Source organism: Lentzea albidocapillata, assembly GCF_000719115.1.
Classification (GTDB): Bacteria; Actinomycetota; Actinomycetes; order Mycobacteriales; family Pseudonocardiaceae; genus Lentzea; species Lentzea albidocapillata.
Window position 1 is genome coordinate 19,037 of the sequence record NZ_JOEA01000005.1, and the last position, 14,615, is coordinate 33,651.

Consider the following 14,615-nt stretch of genomic DNA (forward strand, 5'->3'; position numbering starts at 1 on the left):
ACAACCGACCTCGAGGAGAACGAGATGTCCGAAACGACTGTGCAGCCGAGCGCCGACCTGCGGGCGCTGGACCGGCTGGTGGGCGCGTGGACCGTGACCGGCGGCGCCGAGGGCACCGTGCGGTACGAGTGGATGCCCGGCCGGTTCTTTCTGCTCCAGCACGTCGAGCTCACCCAGTTCGGCCAGCCGGTCACCGGCCTGGAGGTGATCGGCAACCTGCGCCCGTTCGGCGAACCCGCCGGCGCGGACGTGGTGTCCCGGTTCTACGACTCGACCGGCAACACCCTCGACTACGTCTACGAACTGGACGGCGACACGGTGACCATCTGGGGCGGCGCGAAAGGCAGCCCTGCTTACTACCGGGGCACGTTCAACGCCGACGGCACGGTGGTGACCGGGGAATGGGTCTACCCCGGCGGGGGCGGCTACCGATCCACCATGACCCGGATCTGAGCAGGCCGGCCGGTTGTCGATCGGCTGACCGCACGGCCGGAAGGCGTGCGGTCAGCCGACGGAGCTCACCTCAGCGTCAGCAATCCCGGCCGGTACGGCAGCAGGCCGTAGTCGCCGCCGGAGTTCGGGTCGCGGCCCTGGTAGAGGAACTGCAGGTTGCAGGGGTCGATGGTCTTCGTCTGGTCGGGGTTGCTGCGGATCAGGTCGCCGTGGCTGACGTCGTTGGTCCAGGTGGCGCCGCTGTTGGCCTTGCCGGCGAACGGGTTGCTCTCGGTGGCGGCCTGCGGCGTCCACGAGCCGCTCAGGCTGCTGGACGTGAACGAACGGAAGTAGCGCCCGTTGGCCCCCATCGCCTCGACGATCATGAGGTACTGGTTCTGGCCCTGGACCTTGTAGACCTCGACGCCCTCGAACAGGTTCGCCGTCGTGTCGCTCATGATCTGCGTCCAGGACGAGCCGAAGCTGCCGGGGAAGTTCCCGATGGGCATGGTGGCGCGGTAGATCTTTCCGTTGTCACCGGCGAAGAACAGGTACATGTTCGTGCCGTCGCCGATGAGCGTCTGGTCGATCGGGCCCGTGCCGGAGTTGGGAATGGTCCCCGTGAAGAGCGTCTGCGGCGACGACCACCCGTTCGCGTTGGTGGGGTCGTTCGACGTCCGGTAGCTGAAGGTCGTCGGCCCCCACTGGTAGGTGAGCACCCAGATGTTCTTCGGCGCGAAGTAGAACAGCGTGGACGCGACGGCGCCGGTGTTCATGCCGTTCTGGCCGGCCGAGGCCATGTCGGACCAGTTCGTGAAGGTCCCGAAGTTCATCGAGCCCCATTTCGTTCCCGTATCGTGCGTCGTGGCGTAGACCAGGTGCTTGCCGTTGTGGAGCACGTGCGTGAAGTCCTTCAGCGACACCCAGCCCTGCTTCGGCTGCGCCAGCGGGCCCGTGGACGACCAGCGGTAGGTCGACGGGAGCGAACACGCGCCGGGCGGGTTGCTCGTCGTGGTGGTGGGGTTCGTCCCGCCGCCGACGCGGACGAGCTGCCACTGCTGGTTGGCACCGCCCCAGTCGCTGTACTGCACGACGTTGCCGCCGTCGGCGGTGGAGCCGCCCTGGACCTCGACGGCCTTGCCGCTGTTGCGGTTGATCAGCCGCACGTGGCCGCCGTCGGAGTCGGCGAGGCGGAACTGCTGGTTGGTGCCGTTGGAGTCGGCCCACTGGACGATGTTGCCGCCGTCCGCGGTGGAGAAGTTGTGGACGTCGAGGACCTTGCCCGACAGCCGTGACTTCAGCCGATAGTGGCCGCCGCCGGAGTCGACGAACTGCCACTGCTGCTGGTTGCCGTCGTTGCGGGCCCACTGGGTGATGCGCGCACCGTCGTTCGTGGCGAGGTTGTAGACGTCCAAAGCCTTGCCGCTGTTGCGGTTGACCAGGACGTACCAGGCGGTGGTGTCGACGGTCGCCGCCGACACGGGCGCCGCGCTGAAGGCCGCCACCAGACCGCCGAGCAGAACAGCCACGGCGGCGGTGATGCCGGCCGCACGTCGTCTGCGGGCGCGGGGGGCGGAGGTGGACGGATGATGGCCTGATCCGGCCATGGGCGTGCTCCTCTTCATCGAGTTCAGGGAGGATCGCGGATGGGCGAAATTCGAAAGACCGCTTGCGCCGAGCGGTCTTTCACGCCCGTTCAGAGCACCGACTATTACCGCCATCAACTGTGAGGGGTGATCTCCGTGCGGTCAAGAAAAGTCGAATGCGTTCGACTGGGAACGCGAACAGCCGGTTCGACGCATTGTTCGTTGCTAAAAAAGACGAATTCTTTGAGCGCATTCGAGCCACCTGGACGGAGGAGCGGACCGGTAGGGTCGTCCTTGTGGATCTGGAGCGCACCGCCGCCCTGCTCGGAGTTCCCTTCGAGGAAGTCGGCCGCGTGCACCGGCTCGCCGGCGACCGGCCGTCCGCACCGCTGCCCGCCAAGGCCGGCGCGCCCGCGATCCTCGACCGGCTCGCGGTGCGGCCCGACGACGCCGCCGAGGTCATGGCGGGCTGGCCCGATACCGACTCTCCACTGTGGACACCGGAGCTGCGCTGGCTGCTGGACCGCTCGATCGCCCTCGTCCTGGCCGACCTCGGCGGCCACCAGTGGCTGTCCCCCGGTCCGGAACTGCCGCGCGAACGAGGCCCGGCCTGGCGGCACCTCTACGTGTACGCGTACCTCGCCTTGGCCGGCGTCGTCACGAGGTACCACCGCGAGCACGGCATCGCCGACGCCGTGTCGTGGACGACGCTCGCGGACCTGGGCCGCAACCTCGCGGTCGACAGGCGGATGCACGGGGAGGGCTGGCCGGTCATGCAGAGCTGGCTGACGCTGCACGCGCGCGGCGGCGTATACGAGCTCGGCCGCCTGCAGCACCAGCGCGGCGACACCGCCATTTCCCTGCACATCCCCGATTCGGGCCCGATGACCCCGGAAGCGGTCACGGCGTCACTCGACGAGGCCCGCGCGTTCTTCCCGCGGCACTTCCCCGATGAGCACTACACGGCGTTCTCCTGCGGCTCGTGGTTGCTCGACCCGCAACTGCAGGAGTACCTGCCGGCGGAGTCCAACATCGTCCGGTTCCAGCGGAGGTTCGAGCTGGAGCCCTACGAGGAGCAGGAAGGGCTGGACGCCGACGTCGAGGTGCGGCGGTTCGTGTTCCGCAGCCTGACCACCCCGCTCGACCAGTTGCCGCGCGGCACGCTGCTCCAGCGCGCCGTTGTCGACCACCTGCGGGCAGGCCGTCACTGGTACTGGCGAAGCGGCCACTTCCGTTTTGATCCGCGCGCACAGACAGTCACGTAGTGTGACGGGCTCGTGACGAGAGGGGCCAGCCGGATGTTCGGACGGGGAACGCGGAAGGTCACTGTGAGCGGCTTCGCGGACGCGGTGACGAAAGGCATTCGCCCGGACATGACGCACCTCTACCTGATGTACCAGGTGGGCGGCACCGTGATCGTCAAGTGGGAAGCACCCCGGGGAGACCGGAAGAAGCCGTTCCGGATCGTGGCGGACGAGGACGGCAACGCCTGCCCGCACTGCGCCGTCCTGCTCGCGATCACGAGGATCGGTGACGTGCTCCCGCTCGGCGACGACAGGGTGGAACGGGTGCGCGGCGAGTACCTGTCGGTGGTGCTGAGGGAAGGGATGCTGCCCTGTCCCGCGATCGGCCGGTCCCCGTCGCTGAGCACCCCGATGGGAGACATACCGCTGATGCTCGGCGTCGGCTCGTGGATGGCCGAATGCCATGTGGGACATGGCGATCCGAGCACGGCGGCGGACTGCGCACGGCATCGTCGCTCATGATCTGGCCGAACGGCGGCGACTACGAGCGTGCGTGCGAACACTTCCAAGCTTTCGAACGGACGGGACAGCAGTCCCAACTCGAGGCGGCGATCGACGGTTTCCGCGCATTGGCGTCGTCACGGATGGATGGAGCCATCGCGAACGGTCTCGCCATCGCGCTGTGGTCGCGCTACGAGGTGCTCGGCGGCCGAGGAGATCTGGACGAGGCCGTCGCACTGCTGCGCGACGCGGCCGGCCGGCATCCCGGCGACACCGAGCGCCTGCCTTCGTACCTGGCCAACCTCGCGGGAACGTTGCGGCTGCGGTGGAGGGTGACGGGGTCGCGTGAGGACCTCATGGAGGCGGTCGCGGCCAGCCGTCACGCGGTGGAGGTGACGAGTGCGCGGCACCGCCGGCGTTCCGCACGTCTGAACAACCAGGCCGACGGCCTCCTCGCCCTGCACCTGCACTTCGGTGACAGCTCCGCGCTGGACAGCGCGATCGTGCTGTTCCGCCAGGCGGTCGACACCGCCGACGCGGGCAGCGACGACCTGGTCAACGCCAAGTCCAACCTCGCGGAAGCCCTGCGGCTGCGGTTTCAGTCCACAAGGGACATAGGTCTGCTCGACGAAGCCGCGGTACTGGCGGGCGCGGTGGTGCCACGGGCGCGGACGCGCTCACTTAGAGCCCGGTTCCAGTCCAACCTCGCGCTCGTCCTGCTCGCCCGCCACAGCGCGACCGGACGGCAGAAGGACCTGCGCGCCGCGACGGACCTCGTTCGCCAGGCACTGAAGGAAAGCCCGGCCGGTCACCCCAACCGCGCGGAACGCTCCGCCGTGCTGGCGGAGTGCCGGCGGCTGGCACTGGTGTCGTCGCACGGCAACGGCAGGGCGCCACACCGGCTCGCGCCCGGCACCGGCCGGACTCCCCTTCGGTTGCGGCGCACGGCACGTCGGCTGGCCCGCGCCACCGAGGACGCGGTCAGGTCGACGCCGCACGGGCATCCCACACGCGCCGACGCGATGCTGAAACACGGTCTCGCTCTCGCCTTCCTCGGCGACGGTGCCGCGGCGCTCGCGCTGTACCGGCAGGTCGCCGGGGAGGCCGGCTTCCCGCCTCGGGTGCGAGTGGAGGCGGCAAGGCTGTGGGCGTACGAGATGGTGCGGCTCCAGGACTGGCAGGCGGCACTGGAAGCGTTCCGGCTGGCCGTCGAACTGTTGCCGCGCACCGCACCCAGGCACGCCACCCAGGCCGACCGCGAACGGGCACTCGCCGCGTTCGCCGGGCTTGCCTCCGACGCCGCGGCCTGCGCGATCCAGGCCGGTGATCCGCGGCTCGCGGTGGCACTGCTGGAACAGGGCCGCGGCGTGATGCTCGGGCACGCGCTCGACGCGAGGACCGAGCTCACCGATCTCGAGGAACAGCACCCGGATCTCGCGCGGCGGTTCGACGAGCTGCGGACCGTGCTGGACACCCCGGACAGTTCTTTCCACGACGGAGCCGGGCTCAGCGGGGAACGCAGGCACGCGCTGACCGAGGAGTGGAACCACCTGGTCGACTCCATCCGGTCGCTACCGGGTTTCGCGCGTTTCCTGCGTCCTCCCGCGGTGGAGAAGCTCGTGAACGCCGTCGGGCGCGGACCGGTGGTCATCGTGAACGTGAGCGCGCTGCGGTGCGACGCACTGGTGATCGCCGAAGGGGACGTCGTGCCCGTCGGCCTGCCGGAGGTGAGGCTCGACGATCTCGCGGACCGCGCGGAGCGGTTCCGCCTCGACCCCGCGGACGAGATCGACTCCACCCTGTCCTGGCTGGGGCAGGCGGTGATCGAGCGGCTGCCGCTCCGGAACGAACCCGGGCACACCCGGCTGTGGTGGATACCGACGGGCCCGATGTCCGCGCTGCCGCTGCACGCCGCCGGCGACGTGATGGACAGGTTCGTCTCGTCCTACGCGCCGACCCTCCGCAGCCTCGTGTCGGTGTGGAAGGCGTCCGCGATCACCCGGCCGGACGACCCGTTGATCGTGGCCGTGCCGTCGGCGCCGGGGGTGCCGGACCTCCCGGCCGCGCAGGACGAGGCGGACGACATCGCGACCCGCTTCCCGCGCCCGCACGTCCTCACCGCTCACCGCGCCCTGCGGCGACCGGTCCTGGAAGCCTTGTCACGCCACCGCTGGGTGCATTTCGCATGTCACGCCATGAGCGTCGGCGGCCAAGGCCGTCTGGTGCTGTGGGACCACATCGAGGAACCGTTGAGCGTCAACGACATCGCGCGCCTGCGCCTGGCCGGCGCGGAGATCGCGTTCCTGTCGGCGTGCGAGACCAGCGCGGCACCACCGGAGCTGACCGACGAGTCGCTGCACATCACCGGCGCCTTCCACATGGCGGGCTTCCGCCACGTCATCGGAACGCTCTGGCCGGTCGGCGACCGCACGGCCCAGCTCGTCGCAAGCCACTACTACGACGCGCTGGCCGTGACCCCGTCACCCGCGATCGCGCTCCACACAGCCGTCCGGAAGGTCCGCGAAACCCGTGCCACCGCACAGTGGGCGCCGTTCGTGCACGTCGGAGGTTGATCTCCGGCATCATGGTCGGCATGACCGATGACGAGTCCGATCGCGGAGTGCTCGACGTCCTGATGGGAGCAGCCGCGGGCTCGGCGCTGCTGCCGTTCGTCCAGGCGATCGTCACCAAGGGCGGCGAGGACGTCTACGCCAAGATCAAGGAGCTGCTGTCCAGGCCGGACCGCAAGCGGACCAAGGACGAGATCAAGGACTCGGGCACGGTCACCCTGTTCTCCGACGACACTCGAGTCGTGCTCCGGATGCCGTCCCGGATGACTCCTCAGATGACCGAACGGCTGAAGCAGGTCCGGCTTCCTCCTCGTGGCGACGAGTGGCTGCGGGTCTCCTGGGACAACGCGAAGGACCAGTGGGTCGTGCGGGAATGCGATCCGCCGGACGAACTCACCACCGGACGCTGACACCCGTTGACACGCGCTAGCTAATGAGCTTAGCTTCTAGCTAAGGACATTAGCTTTGGGGCGGAGGACGGCATGACCGAGTACCTGAACATCGACGGCGGCACCATCGCCTACGACGTGATCGGGCAGGGGCCTCTCGTCGTGCTGGCGCACGGCATCGGCGACAGCCGCCACTCCTACCGCTTCCTCGCCCCGGCGCTGGCCGCGAGGGGGTACCGGGTCGCGAACGTCGACATCCGCGGCTGCGGTGACTCGAGCGTGGAATGGAACGGCTACAGCCGCACCGACATCGCGGGCGACCTGGTCGCCGTCGCCCGCCACCTCGGCGGCCCCGCCGTGATCATCGGCCAGTCGATCAGCGGCGGCGCCGCGACCATCGCGGCCGCCACCGCGCCCGACGTGATCACCGGCGTCGTCGAGCTCGCGCCGTTCACCCGCGCACAGTCCCTCGACCTCGCAGGCCTGTTGCGCGTCAAGCGTTTCCGCGCGGGCTACACGCAGCTCGCGAAGGTCCTGGTCGGCGGAAGCCTGGAGAGCTGGAAGAAGTACCTCGACCTGGCGACGCCGGCCAAGCCCGCCGACTGGGACGCCGAGCTCGCCCGCATCGACGCCAAGCTGCGCGAACCCGGCCGGATGAAGGCCCTGCAGGCCATGGGCAAGTCCAGCCCGGCCGACGCCGGCGCGCAGCTGGCCAACGTCACCTGCCCGGTCCTGGTCGTCATGGGCAGCGTCGATCCCGACTGGGCCGACCCGCGCGCCGAGGGCGAGAAGGTCGTCGCCGACCTGCCTCGGGGACGCGGTGAGCTGGCGATCATCGAGGGTGCCGGGCACTACCCGCACGTGCAGACGCCCGACGAGGTCCTCGCGCTTTCCTTGCCGTTCCTGGCGGAAACGCTGACCCGCGCCTAGTCGGCTTCCGGCCACACGAGCACGGCGGAGCCCCACGTGAGACCGCCACCGAACGCGGTCAGCAGCACCCGCTCCCCGGCGTGGATCTCCTGCCGTGCCACGGCATCCGCGAGTGCGAGCGGGATGGACGCGGCACCGGTGTTGCCGACCCTCTCGATGTTGCCGAGGATCTTCTCGTCCGGAATGGACAGCCGACTGCCGACCGACGAGAGGATCCGCGCGTTGGCCTGATGCGCGACAACGCGATCGACGTCCGCCGTCGTCCATCCCGCGCTTTTGAGCACGGCGAGCGAGGATTCGGTCATCCGGGCGACGGCGTGCTGGTAGACCTCGCGCCCGCTCATCCGGAAGTGCCGGTCCTGCTCTCCGAACCGGCCCGGCTCCGCCCGATCCCGCGCACCGCCGCCCGGCACGGTGATGAGGTCGTGGCCCGCACCGTCACTGCCCAGGTCGAAGCCGAGGATCTCCCCCGGCTCGCCGCGCTCACCCGCGCGCAGGACCACCGCACCGGCTCCGTCGCCGAACACCACACCGGCGCTGCGGTCGTCCGGGCCGATCAACGTCGAGTAGACGTCGGCCGCGACCAGCAGCACCCGCCGGGCGATTCCCGAGGCGATCATCCCGCTCGCCGTGGCCAGCCCGTACACGAACCCCGTGCACACCGCGGAGACGTCGAACGCCGCGACCCCGGCCAGCCCCAGCTTCGCGGCCAGCGCGGGCGCCATCGCCGGGATCGGGTGGTCCGGCGTGGACGTCGTCACGAGCACCAGGTCCACCGACCTGGTCGCGCACTTGGCCAGCACGGCTTCGGCCGCGGTCAGCGCGAGGTCACCCGTGGACGTGCCCTCCCCCGCCCAGTGCCGGGTGCCGATCCCGGTACGCCTGCGCACCCAGGCGTCGCTGGTCTCCCAGTGCTGCGGCAGGTCCTCGTTCGACACCACCCTGGGCGGCACGCAGCCCGCTACGGCTTCCAGGACGGGAATCGGGCGCGGGGCGTGCTCGGTCAACGGGTCGTCTCTTCTCAACATGTGGATGAACCAAGGCCGAAAGTACCCGAGCCGGACAGGGCAGGGGCACGCCCGGTGCGGTTCGTCACGTGACGACCGGTGGTTACTCACCGGTAGCGAATCCGTTGGCGCACAAGGATTGCTGACATGAAAGCCGCTCAGGTTCGCGCCGTCCACAGTGCATTCCATGGTCCTACTCGCCGGTAGAACTCCCTGACGTGCGCGGCCTTGGTCAGCCGTCACGCCTCAGCGTCGGTGCGGGCGAGTGCCAGGCAGCACCGGACGAAGTCGGTGACGGCCTCGTCCGCGTCCGGTTGCCACGCCACGCCCACTTCGCTGGGACTGACGCCGGTTACCGGGCGGTACACCACACCGGGCCGTGCGTAGAAGCGGGCGGTGGACGCCGGAACCAGCGCGATGCCGTACCCGTGGGCGATCGCGCTCAGAAACTCGTCGGGTTGTTCCGTCACGGCGCCGACGCGCACCTCCCGACCATCCCTTTCGGACATCGCGAGCCAGTGGTCGCGCCAGACCCCGTTGCCTCCGGGCGCGGCGACGACCGGCTCGTCCACCAGTTCGGCGAAGGCGATCTCGTCACGTCCCGCCAACGGATGCGTGGAAGGCAGGGCCACCCAACGAGGTTCGTGGAACAACGACCGCACGCCGAACGACTCCTGCCCGGGGAACGGCAGGCGCAGCAGCGCGACCGGCACCTCCGCGGTGGCGAGACCCGCGGTCGGGTCCGACCACGGCGCCTGCCGCATGTCGACCCGCCAGCCCTGCCGTCGCTCGCGGAAGGCCGCGACGATGCCCTGCGTCGCCTCGTTCGCCGCGCTGGACAGGAACCCGACGCGCAGCACGCGGGAGGCCGCCTTCGTCTCGGCCACCGCCTCGTCCCAGGCCACGAGCACCGCCGGCACACGCGCCGCGAGCGCATGGCCCGCGCTGGTCAGCGTCATGCCCGTGCTGGACCTCGTGAAGAGCCGCACGCCCAGGTGGGACTCCAGGTGCTTGAGCTGCTTGGTCAGCGCTGGTTGCGACACGAACAGGCGTTGCGCCGCGCGCGTGAGGTTGCCCTCCTCGGCGATGGCGGCGAAGTAGCGCAGCAGCCTCGTGTCCACGTCCATTCCGCCAGGTTATGGCGACGGGTATTGGACGGGCACGTGTTCCCCGCCGACAGTGGGAACATGATCTTCGAACTGGTCACCATCGCACTCAACACGGCCGCGGCCACCGCCGACCTCGCGAGCGCCGAGTTCGTGCGGGACAACGCGAAGAAGCTCGATCTGCCGCCCGGATGGATCCTGCCGCTCGGCGTGCTCAAGGCCGCCGGCGCCCTGGGCCTGGCCGCCGGGCTCGCCGGGGTGCCTCACGTCGGTGTCGCCGCGGCGGGCGGGTTGACGTTGTTCTTCGTCGGGGCCGTGGCACTGCACGTGCGGCGGAAAGCGCTGCGCGACATCGCGTACCCCGCCGTGTTTCTGGGGTTCGCCGCCGCCTCGCTCGTCAGTCAATGGTGACGTCCGCGCAGTCGGACCGACTACTCTTCGCCGATGGAGGTCGCTGACCGGGACGCCGGGATCCATCTGGCCGAGCTGCTGGCCGCGTTCTCGCTGGCGACGGACCTCGGGCTGGGCCAGCCGATGGAGCACGTGCTCCGGTCGTGGCGGATCGCGGAGCGGCTCGCCGAACGCATGGGCCTGCCGGAGGACCAGCGGCAGTCGCTGTTCTACGTCTCGATGCTCGCCTGGGTCGGCTGTGTCGCGGACTCACCGGAGGTGGCCGCGTCGTTCGGCGACGACATCGCCTTCCGCTCCGACAGCTATGGGGCCGATCTCGCCGGACTGGAGGGGTTCGGCTTCTTCCTGCGCCGCGCCGGTCGCGGCGGACCGATGTGGCACCGGCTCCGGGTGGCGACGACGATCCTGACGACCGGCGGCCAGAACGTCATGCGGGGCATGCAGTCGCATTGCACGACGACCTCGACGCTGGCGGATCGGCTCGGGCTCGGCCCGGACGTGGTGACGGCGTTGCGGCAGTTCTTCACCCGCTGGGACGGGCGAGGGGTGCCGCAGGGGGTGGGTGGCCCGGACATCGCGCCGATCATCCGCCTGCTGCACCTGGCCGACGTGGTCGAGGTCCGGTATCGGACCGGCGGGATCGACGACGCGCTCGAAGTCGCCAGAGCACGACGAGGCCGCCAGTTCGCACCCGACGTGGTCGACGCGTTCATCGCGCACGCGCCGGAGGTGCTGTCCGAGGCCGGCACCGGGATCGACGTGCTGACAGCGGATCCACGGTTGCGGCGTCCGCTGACGGAGGGCGAGCTGGACACGGCGCTGGAGGCGTTCGCCGACTTCACCGACCTGCGCTGTGCCTCGCGCGCCGGGCATTCCCGTGGCGTCGCGGACCTCGCAGGCGCGGCGGCCCGGTCGATGGGGCTCCCCGCCGGCGACGTCATCGCCACCCGGCGCGCGGGCCTGCTGCACGACATCGGGCTGCACGGGGTACCGGCGACGATCCTGGACCAGCCGGGACCGCTGTCCGCCACCGACTGGGAGCGCGTGCGACTCAGCTCGTACTACACCGAGCGCGTCCTCGCCCGCCCTGCAGCCTTGGCCAGGCTGGGCGCGATCGCGGCGACAGCCCACGAACGCATGGACGGCACCGGCTACCACCGCGGCCTGTCCGGCGCGGCGATGCCGATGACCGGGCGCCTGCTGGCCGCGGCGTGCGCGTACCGGGCGATGCTCGAACCGAGAGCGCACAGAACGGCGCTGACCGACAAGCAGGCCGTCAGCGCGGTGCGGGACGCGATCCGGACCGGCGCGCTCGACGGCGACGCGGCCGAGACCGTCCTCGCCGCCGCGGGCAACGGCGCCCGGCGGCGGGTGTCGGGCCCGGCCGGGCTCACCCCGCGCGAGGTCGAGGTGCTGATCCTGATCTCGCGCGGCGCGCAGACCGGCGAGGTCGCCGAACGGCTGGGGATCTCGCGCAAGACGGCAGGCACCCACATCGAGCGGATCTACACCAAGACCGGCGCCTCGTCCCGCTCGACCGCGACGTTGTTCGCGCTGCGCAACGGCCTGCTCGACCCGCTCGATCTGTAGGGAGAACGCCCGACGACACGGGCCCTCCCCGCTCCTAACGTCGCGGTTACCGACGAACAGGGAGCACATCATGTCGAACAAAGCAGTCATCAGTCTGTCGACGGGACTCGAGGACGCGGAGAAGGTGACCGTCGCGTTCCTCGTCGCGATCGGCGCCGCCGAGACCGGGCACGAGACGCTGATGTTCCTGTCCAAGGAAGCGGTCCGCCTCGCACTGACCGGCACCGCGGCGGGCGTCGCATGCGACGGCTGCCCACCGCTGAGAGACCTCCTCCAGCGCTACGAGGCGGCCGGCGGGCGCTACTACGTCTGCCCGCTCTGCTTCAACGCCAAGCACCTCGACGCCGACCACCTCATTCCCGGCGCGGAGGTGAACGGCACCATCCCGATGTGGAAGTGGATCGGCGACGAGCCCGCGACCACGTTCAGCTACTGACGACGCTTCCGGAACTCCGCTACTTCTCGCGCTCGTGCCAGGCCCGGACCGCGAACCCGCCGAACACCCCGAGGATCACGCAGGCGCCGAGCGCGACGAGCACCACGGAGGACAAGGTCACCCCGGCCACCACGACGAGCAGGCCGATGACGTGCAGCGACAGCATTCCGGCGACGACCGCGGTCCGGCGCGGCACCCTGGCCGCCGGGCGGTTGAGCTTGGCGGCCAGTTTCGGGTCGTCCTCGGCGAGGTGGCGCTCGATCTCGTCGAGTTCCTGCTGCTCGTGGTCCGGCAGTTGCACGTCCGGTCCTCCCGCTGGGTGGCTCAGGGCTTCACCAGAGTCAACGCACGGGACCAGTCAAGGTTCCCGATCATCAGCCCGGTCTTTCGCGATAAACCACGACGTCGGCCACGAAGAAGTCGCGAAGATTCACGGTCATGAACCGGAAATAGCCCGTCCGACCGCCTTGGCTGCCTCCTCCTGTTCACAAGCATGACCATTCCGAATTCGTCGAACAGACCGGTGATCGATTCGAAGCATACTGACCTGTCCATTCGATTCATTCGACTCCGAGCACCCTCTGACCACGGGAAATTTCATCGTTGACCGACCTTCGGAGAGCCTCCTAACATCCGACGAGAAATGGCCTCACATCCGGCCGGACCTCTTTCTCGTTCAGTGTTGGAAGCGGAGTCTCCATGGGAATTTCAGAACAGCCTGCCCGCCTGGCGAGAAAACGTCGCGTGCGCGCTGGACTGGTGTCCGGAGGCGCGGTCGTCGCGCTGGTCACCATGCTCGCGGCCTGGCCTGGCACCGCAGCGCTCGCCAACGCGGCGGGCACGTACGTGCTGAAGAACGCCGGCAGCGGGCAGTGCCTCGACGCGGGGGCGAGCCCGTCGAGCGGCACGCAGCTCCGGCAGCAGGCGTGCGCCGATCAGGCTTGGGTGCTGACCGAGGTCAGCGGCGGGTTCCGGATCACCGCGGGCGACCTGTGCGTCGGCGTGCGGGACGCGTCGACCAGCGCGGGCAAGCCGATCCAGCTGGAGGCTTGTAACGGTGCCGGGAGCCAGGTCTGGGCGCTGACCGCGAGCGGGAGCAACTACCGCCTGGTCAACGCCAACGGTGGCAAGTGCATGAACGTCAAGGACAACGCCACGACGGCAGGAGCCTTGGTGCAGACCAACTCCTGCGATGGCGCAGCCACCAAGCAGTGGACTCTCGCACCGGCCGGTGGCGGACCCACCAGCACCACGACGTCCACCACAACCACCACGACGACGACAACAACAAGTGTGCCGCCGGCCGACGCGCTGTACGCGGCGCCGACCGGTCGTGACGCTGCTTCCGGCACGCTCTCGGATCCGACGACGCTCACGTCCGCCCTCACGCGGGTGGCGGCGGGTGGCACGATCTTCCTGCGCGGCGGCACGTACAGCTTCTCGCAGACGGTGACGATCCCGCCCACCAACAACGGCACGGCGGGCGCGCGCAAGAAGCTGACGGCCTACCAGGGCGAGAAGCCGGTGCTGAACTTCTCGGCGCAGGCTGAGGACCCGGCCAACCGGGGCCTGGCCGTGAACGGCTCGTACTGGCACGTCCAGGGCGTCATCGTCGAACGGGCCGGGGACAACGGCATCTTCGTGGGTGGCAGCAACAACATCTTCGAACGCACGATCACCCGCTTCAACCGCGACACCGGCCTGCAGCTCTCCCGGATGCTGTCCAGCACGCCGAAGGAGCAGTGGCCCGCCAACAACCTCATCCTCGGCGCGGAGTCGCACGACAACGCCGACTCCGACGGGGAGGACGCCGACGGGTTCGCCGCCAAGCTCACCTCCGGCCCCGGCAACGTGTTCCGCTATTCGGTGGCGCACAACAACATCGACGACGGCTGGGACCTCTACACCAAGTCCGACACCGGCCCGATCGGCGCCGTCACCATCGAGGACTCCCTGGCGTACGAGAACGGCACACTGAGCAACGGCGGCCAGGCGGGCAACGGTGACCGCAACGGCTTCAAGCTCGGCGGCGAGGACATCGGCGTCAACCACGTCATCCGCCGCACCATCGCCTTCGACAACGGCAAGCACGGCTTCACCTACAACCGCAACCCCGGCACCATGACCGTGTCGAACAACCTCAGCATCGACAACGCCGAACGCAACTTCTCCTTCGACGCGGGCAGTTCGGTCTTCCGCACCAACACGTCCTGCCGCAGCGGCAGTGGCAGCAACGACAAGACCGTCGGGAACTCCGACACCTCCAACCAGTTCTGGTCGGGCACCAACGGTTCCCGGTGCGCCTCCTACACCGGGGCACTCGGCTGGTCGTTCGCCTCCGACGGCAAGCTCGTCGTCACCCTCGGAGGCAGGCCCGTCGCACTCTGACCCACCCCGAACCAGGCCGGGTCCG

At 69.6% G+C, this 14,615-nt stretch carries 14 protein-coding genes; 10 read left to right on the plus strand and 4 right to left on the minus strand.

Translation table 11 applies throughout. From position 1 onward, the window contains the following. The first annotated feature begins 24 nt into the window (after positions 1-24). Positions 25-453 carry a hypothetical protein gene (locus IG04_RS0107200; RefSeq protein WP_030475757.1) on the plus strand — a complete coding sequence of 143 codons (429 nt, stop codon included), beginning with the start codon at positions 25-27 and terminating at the stop codon, positions 451-453. A 65-nt stretch (positions 454-518) separates the two neighbouring features. On the opposite strand, the gene IG04_RS0107205 is transcribed toward IG04_RS0107200, so the two are convergent. Then, entirely contained in the window at positions 519-2,039 is a 1,521-nt protein-coding gene (locus tag IG04_RS0107205; protein WP_036014064.1) for a non-reducing end alpha-L-arabinofuranosidase family hydrolase, read from the minus strand. Positions 2,040-2,314: 275 nt separating this feature from the next. Here IG04_RS0107205 and IG04_RS0107210 point away from each other — a divergent pair, with 275 nt between their 5' ends. From IG04_RS0107210 to IG04_RS0107230, 5 genes are all read left to right on the plus strand, one after another. After that, positions 2,315-3,283, plus strand: coding sequence for an acyltransferase domain-containing protein (locus IG04_RS0107210; protein ID WP_030475759.1), 969 nt, complete (start codon positions 2,315-2,317; stop codon positions 3,281-3,283). A 63-nt stretch (positions 3,284-3,346) separates the two neighbouring features. Beyond that, positions 3,347-3,784, plus strand: coding sequence for a hypothetical protein (locus IG04_RS0107215; protein ID WP_144065133.1), 438 nt, complete (start codon positions 3,347-3,349; stop codon positions 3,782-3,784). Next, a complete protein-coding gene (locus IG04_RS0107220; RefSeq protein WP_051769146.1) occupies positions 3,781-6,336 on the plus strand; it encodes a CHAT domain-containing protein in 2,556 nt (851 codons plus the stop codon). Before IG04_RS0107215 ends, IG04_RS0107220 begins: the two co-directional genes overlap by 4 nt. Before the next feature lie 20 nt (positions 6,337-6,356). After that, the gene (locus IG04_RS0107225; RefSeq protein ID WP_144065134.1) at positions 6,357-6,743 is read left to right on the plus strand and encodes a hypothetical protein; all 387 of its coding nucleotides are present in this window, start codon (positions 6,357-6,359) and stop codon (positions 6,741-6,743) included. A gap of 72 nt (positions 6,744-6,815) precedes the next feature. Next, the gene (locus IG04_RS0107230) at positions 6,816-7,652 is read left to right on the plus strand and encodes an alpha/beta fold hydrolase (RefSeq protein ID WP_030475763.1); all 837 of its coding nucleotides are present in this window, start codon (positions 6,816-6,818) and stop codon (positions 7,650-7,652) included. On the opposite strand, the gene IG04_RS0107235 is transcribed toward IG04_RS0107230, so the two are convergent. Beyond that, positions 7,649-8,680, minus strand: a complete 1,032-nt coding sequence (locus tag IG04_RS0107235; protein ID WP_051769151.1) for a beta-ketoacyl-ACP synthase III — start codon at positions 8,678-8,680, stop codon at positions 7,649-7,651. The genes IG04_RS0107230 and IG04_RS0107235 overlap by 4 nt on opposite strands. Positions 8,681-8,898: 218 nt before the next feature. After that, a complete protein-coding gene (locus IG04_RS0107240) occupies positions 8,899-9,786 on the minus strand; it encodes a LysR family transcriptional regulator (RefSeq protein WP_030475765.1) in 888 nt (295 codons plus the stop codon). 60 nt (positions 9,787-9,846) lie between these two features. Between IG04_RS0107240 and IG04_RS0107245 the strand changes: the two genes are divergently transcribed. The 3 genes from IG04_RS0107245 to IG04_RS0107255 all read left to right on the plus strand — a co-directional run bounded on the left by IG04_RS0107245 (position 9,847) and on the right by IG04_RS0107255 (position 12,202). Then, a complete protein-coding gene (locus IG04_RS0107245; protein WP_030475766.1) occupies positions 9,847-10,176 on the plus strand; it encodes a DoxX family protein in 330 nt (109 codons plus the stop codon). Between the two features lie 33 nt (positions 10,177-10,209). Further along, complete coding sequence (locus tag IG04_RS0107250) at positions 10,210-11,766, plus strand: HD domain-containing phosphohydrolase (RefSeq protein WP_030475767.1); 1,557 nt, start codon at positions 10,210-10,212, stop codon at positions 11,764-11,766. Positions 11,767-11,836: 70 nt separating this feature from the next. Further along, positions 11,837-12,202, plus strand: coding sequence for a DsrE family protein (locus tag IG04_RS0107255; RefSeq protein WP_030475768.1), 366 nt, complete (start codon positions 11,837-11,839; stop codon positions 12,200-12,202). Positions 12,203-12,221: 19 nt separating this feature from the next. Here the strand turns inward: IG04_RS0107255 and IG04_RS0107260 are convergent, their stop codons facing one another. After that, the gene (locus IG04_RS0107260) at positions 12,222-12,503 is read right to left on the minus strand and encodes a DUF3040 domain-containing protein (RefSeq protein ID WP_051769154.1); all 282 of its coding nucleotides are present in this window, start codon (positions 12,501-12,503) and stop codon (positions 12,222-12,224) included. 443 nt (positions 12,504-12,946) lie between these two features. Here IG04_RS0107260 and IG04_RS0107265 point away from each other — a divergent pair, with 443 nt between their 5' ends. Further along, positions 12,947-14,590 carry an RICIN domain-containing protein gene (locus tag IG04_RS0107265; RefSeq protein WP_245815850.1) on the plus strand — a complete coding sequence of 548 codons (1,644 nt, stop codon included), beginning with the start codon at positions 12,947-12,949 and terminating at the stop codon, positions 14,588-14,590. Positions 14,591-14,615 lie beyond the last annotated feature (25 nt).